The organism is Streptomyces africanus, from assembly GCF_030816955.1.
Classification (GTDB): Bacteria; Actinomycetota; Actinomycetes; order Streptomycetales; family Streptomycetaceae; genus Streptomyces; species Streptomyces africanus.
In genome coordinates, this window is sequence record NZ_JAUSYP010000001.1 from 1303481 (window position 1) to 1317628 (window position 14148).

Below are 14148 nucleotides of genomic sequence, written 5' to 3' on the forward strand. Positions count from 1 at the left end.
CCTGGCTCATGCGAAGCCACAGCAGACTTCCCCCTCGCAGATGCGTCAGTATGATCGACGTATCGGAGGAGCCCTACGGGTTCCTCCCCCGCGCACCGAGGGAGTGGCCCCCAGATGACCCGTTCCGCGCACCGGAAACGCCGGATCCTCCAGGTCGCCGGTGTGTCCGCAGCCGCGCTGCTGACGCTGAGCGCCTGCTCCTCCGCCACGGGCTCGGACAAGGGCTCCTCCCCGGCGAAACCCTCCGGCACGATCACCGTCTTCGCCGCCGCCTCCCTGGAGGAGAGCTTCGAGGCTCTGGGCAAGACGTTCGAGAAGCAGCACCCCGGCACGAAGGTCACCTTCAACTTCGGCGGCAGCGACACCCTCGCCGCCGGCATCACCAGCGGCGCCCCGGCCGATGTCTTCGCCGCCGCCAGCACCAAGACCATGGCGACCGTGACGGACCAGCAGGACGCGGCGGGCACGCCGGTCACCTTCGTCCGCAACCGGCTGGAGATCGCCACGCCGCCCGGCAACCCCGACCACGTCTCTTCCCTGAAGGACCTCACCGAGCCCGGCCTCAAGGTCGTCCTGTGCGACAAGAGCGTGCCGTGCGGTGCCGCCGCCCAGAAGGCCCTGGACGCCGGCGGCCTGAAGCTGACCCCCGTCTCGTACGAGCAGGACGTCAAGAGCGCCCTGACGAAGGTCGAGCTGAAGGAGGCCGACGCCGCCGTCGTCTACCGGACCGACGTGCGGGCGGCGGGTGACAAGGTGGCGGGCGTGGACTTCCCCGAGTCGGCCCAGGCCGTCAACGACTATCCGATCGCCCTGCTCAAGAACGCCCCCAACCCCAAGGCGGCGAAGGCCTTCGTCGCACTGGTGCGGTCCCCCGAGGGCCGGAAGGCGCTGTCCGAGGCGGGGTTCCTCAAGCCGTGACCGACACACTGGAAAGCCGGCCCCGCCGCGATCGCCACCGCGGCAGGACCCGGTCGGTGCCGGCGCCCCTGCTGGTGCCCGCCCTGATCGGCCTGGCGTTCCTCCTCCTGCCCCTGATCGCCCTGCTCGTACGGGCGCCCTGGCGCAGCCTCCCCGAACAGCTGACGAGCGCCGAGGTGTGGGAGGCACTCCGGCTGTCGCTCGTCTGTGCCACGGCGGCGACGGGCCTGAGCCTGGTCGTCGGCGTGCCCCTGGCCTGGCTGCTGGCCCGCACCCGGTTCCCCGGCCGGGGTTTCGTACGGGCCCTGGTGACGCTGCCGTTGGTGCTGCCGCCGGTGGTGGGCGGTGTGGCCCTGCTGCTCGCCTTCGGGCGAGGCGGCGTCATCGGCCAGTGGCTGGACTCCTGGTTCGGGATCACCCTGCCCTTCACCACGACGGGTGTCGTCCTCGCCGAGACGTTCGTGGCGATGCCGTTCCTCGTGATCAGCGTGGAGGGCACCCTGCGGGCCGCCGACCCGCGCTACGAGGAGGCGGCCACGACCCTGGGCGCCTCCCGCTTCACCGCGTTCCGCCGGGTCACCCTTCCGCTGATCGCGCCGGGCATCGCGGCCGGAGCCGTACTGGCCTGGGCCCGGGCCCTGGGCGAGTTCGGCGCGACGATCACCTTCGCGGGCAATTTCCCGGGCCGCACCCAGACCATGCCGCTGGCGGTCTACCTGGCCCTCCAGAACGACCCGGCGGCGGCGATCGCCCTCAGCCTGGTCCTGCTGGCGGTGTCCATCGCGGTCCTGGCGGCGCTGCGCGACCGCTGGATGACGGCCTCCTGACCCCTGGACGAACGCATATGACCGACCTCGACGGCACCACGACCGGCGTCCTCGCCGAAGGCCTCGACGCCCGCCTCGTCGTGCAGCGCGGCACCTTCCGCCTCGACATCACGCTCGCCGCCGCCCCGGGAGAGGTCGTGGCCCTGCTCGGCCCGAACGGCGCCGGCAAGACCACCGCCCTGCGCGCCCTGGCAGGGCTCACCCCTCTCACCTCGGGCCACCTGCGGCTGGACGGCACCCCACTGGACGCCACGCCGCCCGAGTCCCGCCCGGTCGGCGTCGTCTTCCAGGACTACCTGCTCTTCCCGCATCTGACCGCCCTGGACAACGTCGCCTTCGGGCCGCGCTGCCGGGGCGCCGGCAAGGCCGAGGCCCGTGCCCAGGCCGCCGAGTGGCTGGACCGGATGGGCCTGGCCGACCACGCCGGCGCCAAGCCCCGCCGCCTGTCGGGAGGTCAGGCCCAGCGCGTGGCCGTGGCCCGGGCCCTGGCCACCCGGCCCCGGCTGCTGCTCCTGGACGAACCCCTCGCCGCGCTCGACGCCCGCACCCGCCTGGAGGTGCGCGCCCAGCTCCGGCGCCACCTCGCCGAGTTCGAGGCCGTGGCCGTCCTCGTCACGCACGACCCGCTGGACGCCATGGTGCTGGCCGACCGCCTGGTCGTGGTCGAGCACGGCCACGTCGTCCAGGAGGGCACGCCCTCCCACATCGCCCGCCACCCCCGCACGGACTACATCGCCCGGCTCGTCGGCCTCAACCTCTACCGGGGACGCGCCGAGGGCCACACCGTCCGGCTCGACGCGGGCCCGGCCATCACGACCACGGAAGAGCTCTCCGGCCCGGCCTTCGTGGCGTTCCCGCCCGGCGCCGTGACGCTGTATCGGAAACGCCCCACCGGCTCCAGCGCCCGCAACCTGTGGCGCTGCGAGGTCGCCGGGCTGGAGACGCACGGCGACCAGATCCGCGCGGACCTCACCGGCGAACTCGCCCTGACCGCCGACCTCACCACGGTCGCCGCGGCCGAACTCGACCTGCATCCCGGCGCCCCGGTATGGGCGGCGGTCAAGGCGACGCAGACGCACGCATACCCGGCATGAGGAACTCGCCGGGCTACCGTGCACCCATGAGCCTGAGCATCCGCAACCAGCTTCCCGGCACCGTCACCGCCGTCACGCCGGGCGAGGCCATGGCGACGGTCAGGGTCCGCCTCACCGGCGGCCAGGCCCTCACCGCGGCGATCACCCGCGAGGCGGCCGACGACCTCGGTCTCACACCGGGCACCGCAGTGCGCGCCCTGGTGAAGTCGACGGAGGTCTCGCTGGCCACCGCCCCCGTCGAGGGCCTGTCCATCCGCAACCGGCTCCCCGGCACGGTCACGGGCATCGCCACCGGCGACGCGATGGCGTCCGTGCGCGTCACCGTCGAGGGCGGCGAACTGACCGCCGCGATCACCAGGGACGCCGCGGACGACCTCGCCCTGTCGGCCGGAACCCCCGTCGTCGCCCTGATCAAGTCGACCGAGGTGTCCCTCGCCGCCGAATGACGCGAGGGGCCCCGCACCGCGGAGCCCCTCCCCTACGACCGATCCGGCCGGTCAGTCCTGGTACGCGTCCAGCGGCGGGCAGGAGCAGACCAGGTTGCGGTCGCCGAAGGCCTGGTCGATGCGGCGCACCGGCGGCCAGTACTTGTCGGCGACCGAGACCCCGGCCGGGAAGACGGCCTCCTCACGGCTGTAGGCGTGCTCCCACTCCCCGGTGAGCGTCCCGGCGGTGTGCGGAGCGCCCCGCAGCGGGTTGTCGTCCGCGGGCCACGCGCCGGAGCCGACCTTCTCGATCTCCGCACGGATGGCGATCATCGCCTCGCAGAACCGGTCCAGCTCGGTCAGGTCCTCCGACTCGGTCGGCTCGATCATCAGCGTCCCGGCCACCGGGAACGACATCGTCGGCGCGTGGAAGCCGTAGTCGATCAGCCGCTTGGCGACGTCGTCGACGCTCACCCCGGTCGCCTTGGTCAGCGGCCGCAGGTCGATGATGCACTCGTGCGCGACCAGCCCGCCGGGGCCGGTGTAGAGCACCGGGTAGTGCGGCTCCAGGCGCTTGGCGATGTAGTTGGCGCTGAGCACCGCCACCTGCGTGGCCCGCTTCAGCCCCTCGCCGCCCATGAGCCGGACGTACGCCCAGGAGATCGGCAGGATGCCGGCGGAACCCCACGGCGCCGCGGAGAGGGGGCCGACCCCCGTCTCCGGGCCCGCCTCGGGCTGGAGCGGGTGGTTCGGCAGGTACGGCGCGAGGTGCTCCCGCACCGCCACCGGCCCGACGCCGGGACCGCCGCCGCCGTGCGGGATGCAGAAGGTCTTGTGCAGGTTCAGGTGCGAGACGTCACCGCCGAAGTGCCCCGGCTTGGCGAGCCCCACGAGCGCGTTGAGGTTGGCCCCGTCGACGTAGACCTGACCGCCCGCCTCGTGCACCTGGGCGCAGATCTCGGAGACGTGCTCCTCGAACACGCCGTGCGTGGACGGGTACGTGATCATCAGCACCGCCAGCTCGTCGCGGTACTGCTCGATCTTGGCCCGCAGGTCCTCGACGTCGATCTCACCGTCGTCGGCGGTCTTCACGACGACGACCTTCATGCCCGCCATCACCGCGCTCGCGGCGTTGGTCCCGTGCGCGGACGACGGGATCAGGCACACGGTGCGCTGCTCGTCCCCGCTCGCCCGGTGGTACCCGCGGACGGCGAGCAGACCGGCCAGTTCGCCCTGCGACCCGGCGTTCGGCTGGAGGGACACCTTGTCGTACCCGGTGACCTCGGCGAGTCGGTCCTCCAGCTCACGGATGAGCGTGAGGTAACCCCCGGCCTGCTCGGCGGGCGCGAAGGGGTGCAGCTGGCCGAACTCGGGCCAGGTGACCGGCTCCATCTCCGTGGTCGCGTTGAGCTTCATGGTGCAGGAACCCAGCGGGATCATGCCCCGGTCGAGTGCGTAGTCGCGGTCGGCCAGCCGGCGCAGGTAGCGCAGCATGGCGGTCTCGGAGCGGTGCTGGTGGAAGACGGGGTGCGTCAGGTACTCGTCGGTCCGCCGCAGAGCGTCCGGAAGCCCGTCCTCGGTGGCCGCGTCCAGCGCCTCGATGACACCGTCGACCCCGAAGGCGGCCCATACGGCACGCAGCTGGTTGCGCGTTGTGGTCTCGTCGCAGGCGATCGAGACATGGTCGGCGTCGACGAGACGGAGGTTGACCCCGTTCTCCCGCGCGGCGGCCACGACGTCGGCGGCCCGGCCCTCGACGCGCACGGTCAGCGTGTCGAAGTAGGCCCCGTGCACGACCTCGACCCCGCCGTTCGCGAGGCCGGCGGCGAGCACCGTGGCGTACCGGTGGGTGCGCCGCGCGATGCCCTTGAGGCCCTCCGGCCCGTGGTAGACGGCGTACATGCCGGCCATGACGGCGAGCAGGACCTGGGCGGTGCAGATGTTGCTGGTGGCCTTCTCGCGGCGGATGTGCTGCTCACGCGTCTGCAGCGCCAGCCGGTAGGCCTTGTTCCCGTCGGCGTCCACGGACACGCCGACGAGCCGCCCGGGCAGGCTGCGCGCCATCTTGTCCTGGACCGCCATGTAACCGGCGTGCGGACCGCCGAAGCCCATCGGCACACCGAAGCGCTGCGTCGTCCCGACGGCGATGTCCGCGCCGAGCTCACCGGGCGACTTCAGCAGCGTCAGCGCGAGCAGATCGGCGGCGACGGTGACGAGCGCCCCGAGTTCGTGGGCCTGGTCGATGACCGGCTTGATGTCGCGTACGGCCCCGGAGGCGCCCGGGTACTGGATCAGCACGCCGTTGATCTCGCGCTCGGCGATCTCTGCGGGAATGCCCTCGCCGAGATCGGCGACGACGACCTCGACGCCGGTCGGCTCGGCCCGGGTCCGGATCACGGCGATGGTCTGCGGCAGCGCGTCCGCGTCGACCAGGAAGAGGCCCTTCTTGTTCTTGCCGAGGCGCCGCGAGAGCGCCATGGCCTCGGCGGCCGCGGTGCCCTCGTCGAGCAGGGAGGCACCGGAGGTGGGCAGTCCGGTGAGGTCGGCGACCATGGTCTGGAAGTTGAGCAGCGCCTCGAGCCGCCCCTGCGAGATCTCCGGCTGGTACGGCGTGTAGGCCGTGTACCAGGCCGGGTTCTCCATGACGTTGCGCATGATGACGGGCGGCGTGAAGGTGCCGTAGTACCCGAGCCCGATCATGGAGTCGAGGACCTGGTTGCGGTCGGCGAGGGAGCGCAGCTCGGCGATCACCTCGGCCTCGCTGCGGGCGCCCGGCAGGTCCAGCGCCTCGGCGCTCTTGATCACGGCCGGGACCGCGGCGGCCGTGAGCTCGTCCAGCGAGCCGTAGCCGACCTGCGCGAGCATCTTGGCGCGGGCCTCGTGGTCGGGGCCGATGTGACGCTGCTCGAAGGGAACTGCCTCTTCGAGTTCGGAGAGCGGGATGCGATGGGCGGTCATTTGCGGAGGCCTCCTGGTCTGACACGACCTTCGAGGGGCACCACGGCACGGGTACCCGGACGGCCTCCCCCTCTGTCATCTCAACCTGAGAGCTTCACCGGATCGCCCGAAGGCCTCCGGTTTTCACCGTCGGTGAGAGCGGAAGCCGTCGACACCCGCCCTGCTTTCCAGAGTGACCTCGTCCGTGCGGTACGTGGGCCTGAGAGATTCCGGGGAGGATTTGCTCCTTCGGCGCCTCCGATGGTGTCTGGAGGACTCTCCCGCACGGGGTCAGCAGCCGCTGCCAGCCTACCAGCGCGGTCCACGCACGAACCTTCGAGTGGCCGCCTCTCCGATTGTGCCGTTTTGTAGGGCTTACGGATGAGTTGCGACCATGTGGAGGGCCCGTGCGAACCGATATCGATCCACGCCACCTGATCGGCCGCAAGGCGTTCGACCGCAACGGAACCAGGATCGGCACGATCGACGAGGTCTACCTCGACGACGCCACCGGCGAGCCGGAGTGGGCGGCCATACGGACCGGCCTGTTCAGCAGGGACGCTTTCGTCCCCCTCGAACCCAGTGAACTGATCGACGGCGCCCTCCACGTGCCCTTCGACCGTGCCCTGATCAAGGACGCCCCCGACTTCGGCGTGGGCCGCCACCTCTCTCCCGAACAGGAGCTCCAGCTCTACCACCACTACGGCCTCGACGTCGCCGCACCTCCCCCGCTCCCCGACCACCACTTCGGCAAGCTGGCGGGCACGGACGAGACGGCCTGAAGCCCGGCAAGCCGCCTACGGGACAGCGGACCGCACCCCCACAGCTCCGGCCCCACCCTCCGGCCCACGGCTCTCCTCCGGTCCCGATAAAACCAGCGGCAACGGATCCGCCGGCTCCAGGTCCGGATCGTCGACCCGGAAGGTCCGCACCCGCCCGGGCTCAGAGCCGGGCGTCTCGAACCGCACGGTGACCCGCCCCAGACCGCTGCCCTGCACCCACCCGTGCCCGAACACGGCGTGCCGTACGTCGTGCCCGGCGGCCCACCGCCGCTCGGCGAGCGTCGGCTGCTCCTCGGCCGGCGCCACGGCGTCCTCCTCGAGGGGCCCCTCTGCCTCCGTCCGTTCCCCCGCCGCCTGCGCGAAGAGATCCTCCTGCGTGTAGTCGGCGAGCCCGCTGACGCCCACCCCGAGCAGCCGCACACCGCCCGTGGTGTCGACCGAGTCGAGCAGCCGGGCCGCCGCCTCGCGGATCACCCCCGGATCGTCCGTCGGCCCGCGCAGTGTCTCGGACCGCGTGAGCGTCGAGAAGTCGTACCGCCGCACCTTCAGCACGATGGTCCGCCCGGACAGCCCGGCCCCGCGCAGCCGCCGCACGCACCGGTCGGCCAGTCGCTGCACCTCCAGACCGACCCGCACCCGGTCGTGGATGTCCACGTCGTAGGTGTCCTCGACCGACACCGACTTCGCCTCCCGCTCCGCCACGACAGGCCGGTCGTCCCGCGCCAGCGCCATGGCGTAGAGGCCGTGCCCGTGCGACTTCCCCAGCAGCCGGACCATCTCGTCCTCGCCCGCCTCGACGATCTCCTCGATCGTGGTGATCCCGGCCCGCCGCAGGTGGTCGCCCGTCGCCGGCCCGACCCCCGGCAGCGTCCGCACCGACATCGGTCCGAGCATCGCCCGCTCGGTCCCCGGCTCGATCACCACCAGCCCGTCGGGCTTGGCCTGCTCCGAGGCGATCTTCGCGAGCATCTTGGAGGCGGCGAGCCCGACCGACCCCGTGAGCCCGGTGGCGGCCCGTATCTCCGCGCGCAGCTGTGCCCCGACCAGCCGCGCCGACTGCTCGTCCCAGGCCGCTCCCCCGGCCTCCAGGTCCACGAACGCCTCGTCCAGGCTCAGTGGCTCCACCAGCGGCGAGAGCGCCCGCAGCAGCTCCATCACCCGCTCGCTGATCGCCTTGTAGAACCCGAAGCGCGGCACGAGGTAGGCGGCGTTGGGCGCGAGCCGCCGCGCCTGCCCCATCGGCATCGCCGAATGCACACCGAAGACCCTGGCCTCGTACGACGCCGTGGCCACGACACCCCGCGGCCCGAGCCCGCCCACGACGACGGCCTTCCCGCGCAGACTCGGCTTGGACGCCTGCTCCACCGAGGCGAAGAAGGCGTCCATGTCGAGATGCAGGATCGTAGGCGCGGTTCTCACATCTCCGATGCTGCCCTACGCCACTGACAACGCCCCGGACAACTGCCCCGACACCCCCGGGAGAAACCGCTTGCAGCCCGGCGCGGAAACGTCCCGCCTGGAATGACCCGGGAGCACCACGCTGCCGGACGGCTCAGACGGCCCGGTTCCGCCGCCGCGCCAGCTCGTCCGCCGGGTTGGACCCGACCAGGGTCTCGCCGGTGTCGATCCGCTCCCCGTGCAGCTGGGACAGCGCGCTCTCGACATCCCGCCACACCACGCCCACAGCGATCCCGAAGACGCCCTGGCCCCCTTGGAGCAGCGCGTGGACCTCGTCCGGCGAGGTGCACTCGTAGACCGTCGCTCCGTCACTCATCAGGGTCATCCGCTCAAGGTCACGGAAACCGCGTTCCCTGAGGTGCTGCACGGCCGTGCGGATGTTCTGGAGCGACACCCCGGTGTCGAGGAAGCGCTTGACGATCTTCAGGACGACGACGTCCCGGAAGCTGTACAGCCGCTGCGTCCCGGACCCGTAGGCGGGACGCACACTCGGCTCGACGAGCCCGGTGCGGGCCCAGTAGTCCAACTGCCGGTAGGTGATACCGGCGGCCGCGCAGGCCGTGGGGCCGCGATAGCCGATCTGCTCGGACGCCATGGACGTCGCCCCTCCGCTGCTCGGCACAGCCGTCGGTCGCTGCGGAACGTGATCAGCCACGTCGCCGGGCTGGGGACACGCCCCGCTCGGGCGGAGCCGTGAGCCCGGGGGAGGGTACGGACCGCTCGCCCTGAGACTGCGCTCGGGGCCACCCCCAGCCGTACCGTCGCCGCTGCTTCTCACGCCGACCTCCGTCCTTGACCTGCCTTCTCGACGGTAGGCAGTCACCCGGGGTGCGTCAACGATCGCCACACTCGCCACGCCGAGTGATAATCACCCTAAGAGTGGTTTCCCGTGCCCCACCGCGGGGAAAGGCTAGCCGAATGCCTCCGATGCGGGCCGCGTGACGCTCTCAGTCGCCTCCGGCACATGCGGGCATTTCACCCGTCACACACGGCGGGCGACCCTGCTGCGGACCACATCGTCCGCCGGGCCGCCCCACACAAGCCTCACTGGCCTCTGGCACTCCCCGTCATCCGGCTCTCACCGGAATCCGGAGCTCACTGACTGCTGCTGCCGAAGTCCTCCGGGGAGATCTGGTCGAGGAACTCGCGGAACTTCTCCACCTCGTCCTCCTGCTCGTCCGGGATCGCGATACCGGCGTCATCGAGCACCGTGTCACTGCCGTAGATCGGCGTTCCGGTGCGCAGGGCCAGCGCTATGGCGTCGGACGGCCGGGCGCTCACCTCGACGCCGCTGGCGAAGACCAGCTCCGCGTAGAAGACGCCCTCACGCAGGTCCGTGATGCGCACTTCCGTGAGCTCCTGGCCGACGGCCTCCAGCACGTCCTTGAACAGGTCGTGGGTCAGCGGCCGCGCCGGAGCCATGCCCTGCTGGGCGAAGGCGATCGCCGTCGCCTCCCCCGGTCCGATCCAGATGGGGAGGTAACGGTCGCCTCCCACTTCACGCAGCAGCACGATCGGTTGGTTGGAGGGCATTTCCACCCGGACACCTACGACATCGAGCTCGTTCACACAGCAACCCTAGGCCGTGCTCGGGATGTTTGGGTAGTCGGGCCCGGAACGGGCGCCTGTTCCGGTCGCCCACGACCGGTCGCCTCAGGGCAGCCGCACACCCAGCGCCGTCTGCACCAACGCGGCGTGCAGCCTCACCGTGAGCCCCGCCAGCTCCTTGGTGCGGGCCTCCGCATGAGCCCTGGTCTGCGGGTTCCGGTGCCGCTTCAGCGGGGCCACCACCTGGTCCACGAGCCCGGCCTCGCGGTCGGCGGCGGCCTTCATCACCCGCAGGTGCCGTGGCTCGATCCCGAACCGCCCCAGCTCGGCGATCAGCGAGGCCACCGTGACCGACTCAGCGTCGTACACCCCGTCCTCCAGGGGCGTGACGAGCCCGTACGACTCCCACTCCCCGAGCTCCTCCTCGCCGACGCCGGCGGCGGCGAGCAGCTCCTCACGCCCGATCCTGGCCGCCGTAGGCGCCTCGGGGGACTCGGGCACGCTCTCGGCGTCGCGCTGGCGGCCCAGCGTCGGCAGCTGGACGGCCTCGCCGCGCTCCATGGCCTCCAGATGCTCGCGGATCACCTTGAGGGGCAGATAGTGGTCCCGCTGCATCCTCAGGACATGGCCGAGGCGCTCGACGTCATGGGCGCTGAACTTGCGATACCCCGACGGAGTCCGCTGTGGCTCGATGAGCCCCTCCGCCTCCAAGAAACGGATCTTGGAGATGGTGACCTCGGGGAACTCGTCGCGCAGCACGTTCAGCACCGTGCCGATGCTCATCAGCCTGTCCGTGGCGGCGGCGCCGTGTCCGGCACCGCCGCTCGGTGTTTGAAGCATGGACCTTCCCTGACGGACGGACCTTCGCAGGGGTTCCCCGGACGGAATCCGGTCAGTAGCCCCGCTGGCTGGCGTAGAAGACCAGCCGGTACTTGCCGATCTGCACCTCGTCGCCGTTGTTCAGGGCGACCTGGTCGATCCGCTCGCGGTTCACGTACGTGCCGTTCAGGCTGCCCACGTCGGCCACCGTGAACGAGCCGTCCTGACCTCGGCGGAACTCCACGTGCCGCCGGGAGACCGTCACGTCGTCCAGGAAGATGTCGCTCTGCGGATGACGCCCGGCCGTGGTCAGATCGCCGTCCAGCAGGAAGCGGCTGCCCGAGTTCGGCCCGCGGCGCACGACCAGGAGCGCGGAACCCAGCGGCAGCGCGTCGACGGCTGCCTGCGCCTCGGGAGACAGCGTCGGCATCGGCGTCTGGCCGGTGGTCTCGCTGTCGTAGGCCTCGAGACCGGAAATGGAGATCGTGGAGGTCGTCTCGGACGGACGCTCCGCCGCCGCACCCGCCCGCAGCGGCGCGCCGCAGTTGGAGCAGAAGCGGCTGTTCTCCGCGTTGCGGTTACCGCACCTCGTACACACCAGGGCCGACATCGGATCCTCCTGCCGCGGCTGCCCACCGGGGGCATTGGACGCATGCGGGTCGGAAAACCCTCCACCCGCACTTGAGGTTGGCGGTTGCCCGAAACCTATGCCTCCGGACTGCGCAGGGTCAACCGACGGCGCGCCCTGACCTCCGGAAACGTCACCGCCCGGGCCACCGACCTGGTCCCGGAACAGCGGCCGCTGGCCTTCCGCGTCAGGCTGTGCGCGATGGCGAGCCGTCGCGTTGTCGCTGCTCTCTCGCGCGCTCTTGCCGAACAACTTCGCAAACAACTTCACGGGCGATTCCCCTTGACCGAAACAGACCCGCCCGTGGGGCAGGACGAACCCTGACTGAACACTCTGGCCGACCCGGACATCCTGACAACGTCCGTCTGCACCAGACAGTTTCCACCACGCACCACCCATTCGGTGCGCCGACCCCCCGCAACCTCATGCCCTCGCCCGACCTCGCCCATGCACCCCCGGTTCACTGGGAGGACGACCGAGCGTAGTCAGGCCGCTTCACCGCCCGCAAGGCGTCCACGACGATCTTGGTCGACCGCTCGATGGTGACCGTGGCCTGTTCCTTCTCGAGAGTCTGCACCACGCCTCCGGGGATGTTGAGCGCCGGCTCGAGATCCTGCGGCTTGCCGATGACCTTGAAACGATAGGGCGCGTTGATCTTGTTCCCGTCGACGCTCACGCCCTTGCCGGAATCCGTCAGATACGTGCCTGCGACGACCCGCACGCCGTTCACCTGTATCGCCTCGGCACCCGCCGCGCGCAGCTCCTGGACCGCGTCGAGCAGCATGTCCGCCTCGACCGTCCCCTTGGTGTCCTCGATGGTCATGGTGATGCCAGGCCCCTGCGCGGCCACGGTGCCGGCCAGGATGCCGAGTTGCCTCTCCTTCTCGACGGTCTGCTTCCGGGCCTCCTCGGCCTGGTCCGAGCTGTTCTCCAGCTCGTCGCGCTGCTTCTCGAGGCCCTGCTTCTCGTCCTCAAGACGCTGCGTACGGTCATCCAGTTCATCGAGAATCCGGACAAGGTCTTCCTGACGCGCACCGCGCAGCGCGCTGTCACTGTCGCTGTGCGAGGCCACCTGCACGGCCAGCCCGAACCCGAGGCCGAACAGCAGCACAGCGACGATGAGTTGGGCCCGTGAGACCCGCGGCGGCCACAGCCCCTGAACCAGCCGCTGCCGACCGGTCAGCCGCGGCTCGGACTCGGGACCGGGCCCGGGAGGCGCCTGCGGTTCCGGCTCCGGTTCCGGTTGCGGCTCCGGTTCCGATTGGGGTTCTGGTTCAGAGGCGTCCTGGGCCGCCGGCACGGGCGCGGACACCTCCTGGGGCAGTTCCTTGCGCAGCCGGTTCCCGGACTCGCCGTTCCCGTCACGCTGGTCCGCGCGCGTCCCGCCGTTCTCCTCGGGGCGCTTGTCGTCGTGCTCGCTCATCGGCCTCACGCCCGGAACACGTGCCGGCGGATCGCCGCGGCGTTGGAGAAGATCCGGATACCGAGGACGACCACCACACCGGTGGACAGCTGGGCACCCACGCCCAGCTTGTCGCCCAGGAACACGATCAACGCGGCCACCACCACGTTGGACAGGAACGACACCACGAAGACCTTGTCGTCGAAGATGCCGTCGAGCATGGCCCGCAGGCCGCCGAAGACGGCGTCGAGCGCCGCCACGACAGCGATCGGCAGATAAGGCTCGACCACCGCCGGAACCTCAGGCCGGACCAACAGGCCGGCCACGACTCCCACGACGAGGCCCAGTACGGCGATCACGATGTGCCCTTCTCGCTCTTCTCAATGCTCGGCTGTGCGGTACGTACGATCACACTCGGCGCGGCAGGCAACCGCAGGTCGTCCTCCACGGAGATACCTGTCCTGATGCCGTAACTCTCCTGGAGCGCGTTCAGATACAGCCCGTCCGCGCTGTCCTGGAACCGAGTGCTCAGCCGCTGCCCGTCCCCCACCGCGAGCACCGTGTACGGCGGCACCAGCGGCTTGTTGTCGACCAGTATCGCGTCCCCCGCGGCCCTGATCGCGGACAGGGCCGTCAGCCGCTGCCCGTTGATCGAGACGGCCTCGGCACCCGACTCCCACAGACCGTTGACCACACGCTGCATGTCCCGGTCGCGCACGCGGCCGGTGTCGGAGAATCCGGTGGTCTCGCGCGGGTCCGCGCCACCGCCCGAGCCGGCCTCCTTGGCGTCGTTGACCACGAGCTTCACGCCGGGGCCGTGCACCGCCGTGGCACCCGACAGGATGCCCACGACCTCGGACTCGGCGCTGCCACCGCTGTGCTTCAGCGCTTCCCGCTGGCGCGCGCTCACATCCTCGCGCAGCCGGTCGACGGAGTCCTCCAACTGGTCCGCCGCCTCGGTCTCCCGGTCGATCCGGTCGACCAGCTCCTCCCGCTCCTTGGCGACGACCGGAGCGGCGACGCGCGCCTGGGCCGCTCCCACGGTCACGACGAGAGCCGCGAGCACCAGGCCGGCAGCGAGTCCCAGCTTCGCCCTGAGCGTCCTCGGCATGCCACCGTCACCCGCGGCCTTCTTCCGCTCGGCGGCCTCGGCGTATCCGTCGTCGAGGCTGTGGTCCATGACGTTGGTGATCAACGACATGGACGCGTCCGGGCGCCGGGGCCGCGTCGGTGTGCTCCGAATGGGGGGTTGCTGCGGCATGCCGCACATCGTCGCACGTCGGGGCCACTACCTCCGAAACGGCCCCACG

The 14148-nt window shown here is 71.0% G+C and carries 14 protein-coding genes and 1 riboswitch; of the genes, 5 read left to right on the top strand and 9 right to left on the bottom strand.

The window, feature by feature from the left end:
- Positions 1–114: 114 nt before the first annotated feature.
- From modA to QF034_RS06210, 4 genes are read left to right on the top strand one after another with little or no spacing between them, the layout of a single operon-like run.
- Complete coding sequence (gene modA / locus QF034_RS06195; RefSeq protein WP_307173987.1) at positions 115–918, top strand: molybdate ABC transporter substrate-binding protein; 804 nt, start codon at positions 115–117, stop codon at positions 916–918.
- Between the two features lie 8 nt (positions 919–926).
- A complete protein-coding gene (locus tag QF034_RS06200; protein WP_307179813.1) occupies positions 927–1745 on the top strand; it encodes an ABC transporter permease in 819 nt (272 codons plus the stop codon).
- Between the two features lie 17 nt (positions 1746–1762).
- On the top strand, positions 1763–2839 hold the full coding sequence (locus QF034_RS06205) for an ABC transporter ATP-binding protein (RefSeq protein WP_307173988.1): 1077 nt from the start codon (positions 1763–1765) through the stop codon (positions 2837–2839).
- Positions 2840–2865: 26 nt separating this feature from the next.
- The gene (locus QF034_RS06210) at positions 2866–3285 is read left to right on the top strand and encodes a TOBE domain-containing protein (protein ID WP_307173989.1); all 420 of its coding nucleotides are present in this window, start codon (positions 2866–2868) and stop codon (positions 3283–3285) included.
- A gap of 51 nt (positions 3286–3336) precedes the next feature.
- On the opposite strand, the gene gcvP is transcribed toward QF034_RS06210, so the two are convergent.
- Positions 3337–6222, bottom strand: coding sequence for an aminomethyl-transferring glycine dehydrogenase (gene gcvP, locus QF034_RS06215; protein WP_307173990.1), 2886 nt, complete (start codon positions 6220–6222; stop codon positions 3337–3339).
- A 177-nt stretch (positions 6223–6399) separates the two neighbouring features.
- A riboswitch (glycine riboswitch) is annotated at positions 6400–6495 on the bottom strand.
- A gap of 113 nt (positions 6496–6608) precedes the next feature.
- On the opposite strand from gcvP, the gene QF034_RS06220 reads away from it, so the two are divergent.
- Positions 6609–6983 carry a PRC-barrel domain-containing protein gene (locus QF034_RS06220; RefSeq protein WP_086564051.1) on the top strand — a complete coding sequence of 125 codons (375 nt, stop codon included), beginning with the start codon at positions 6609–6611 and terminating at the stop codon, positions 6981–6983.
- Between the two features lie 15 nt (positions 6984–6998).
- Here QF034_RS06220 and QF034_RS06225 read toward each other — a convergent pair whose 3' ends face one another.
- The 8 genes from QF034_RS06225 to QF034_RS06260 form a co-directional block, all read right to left on the bottom strand.
- Positions 6999–8402 carry a DNA polymerase IV gene (locus tag QF034_RS06225; protein ID WP_307173991.1) on the bottom strand — a complete coding sequence of 468 codons (1404 nt, stop codon included), beginning with the start codon at positions 8400–8402 and terminating at the stop codon, positions 6999–7001.
- 133 nt (positions 8403–8535) lie between these two features.
- Positions 8536–9219: a MerR family transcriptional regulator gene (locus tag QF034_RS06230; protein ID WP_307173992.1), complete on the bottom strand. Its 684-nt coding sequence runs from the start codon at positions 9217–9219 to the stop codon at positions 8536–8538.
- Between the two features lie 317 nt (positions 9220–9536).
- Positions 9537–10010, bottom strand: coding sequence for a bifunctional nuclease family protein (locus tag QF034_RS06235; protein WP_003988851.1), 474 nt, complete (start codon positions 10008–10010; stop codon positions 9537–9539).
- 84 nt (positions 10011–10094) lie between these two features.
- Positions 10095–10829, bottom strand: a complete 735-nt coding sequence (gene ftsR, locus QF034_RS06240) for a transcriptional regulator FtsR (protein WP_307173993.1) — start codon at positions 10827–10829, stop codon at positions 10095–10097.
- Between the two features lie 52 nt (positions 10830–10881).
- Entirely contained in the window at positions 10882–11835 is a 954-nt protein-coding gene (locus QF034_RS06245; RefSeq protein WP_307173994.1) for a zinc-ribbon and FHA domain-containing protein, read from the bottom strand.
- Between the two features lie 61 nt (positions 11836–11896).
- Positions 11897–12859 (bottom strand): DUF881 domain-containing protein, encoded by a 963-nt coding sequence (locus QF034_RS06250; protein WP_307173995.1) that lies wholly within the window; start codon positions 12857–12859, stop codon positions 11897–11899.
- 5 nt (positions 12860–12864) lie between these two features.
- Positions 12865–13197, bottom strand: a complete 333-nt coding sequence (locus QF034_RS06255; protein ID WP_003988855.1) for a small basic family protein — start codon at positions 13195–13197, stop codon at positions 12865–12867.
- On the bottom strand, positions 13194–14108 hold the full coding sequence (locus QF034_RS06260) for a DUF881 domain-containing protein (protein WP_307173996.1): 915 nt from the start codon (positions 14106–14108) through the stop codon (positions 13194–13196). Before QF034_RS06260 ends, QF034_RS06255 begins: the two co-directional genes overlap by 4 nt.
- Positions 14109–14148 lie beyond the last annotated feature (40 nt).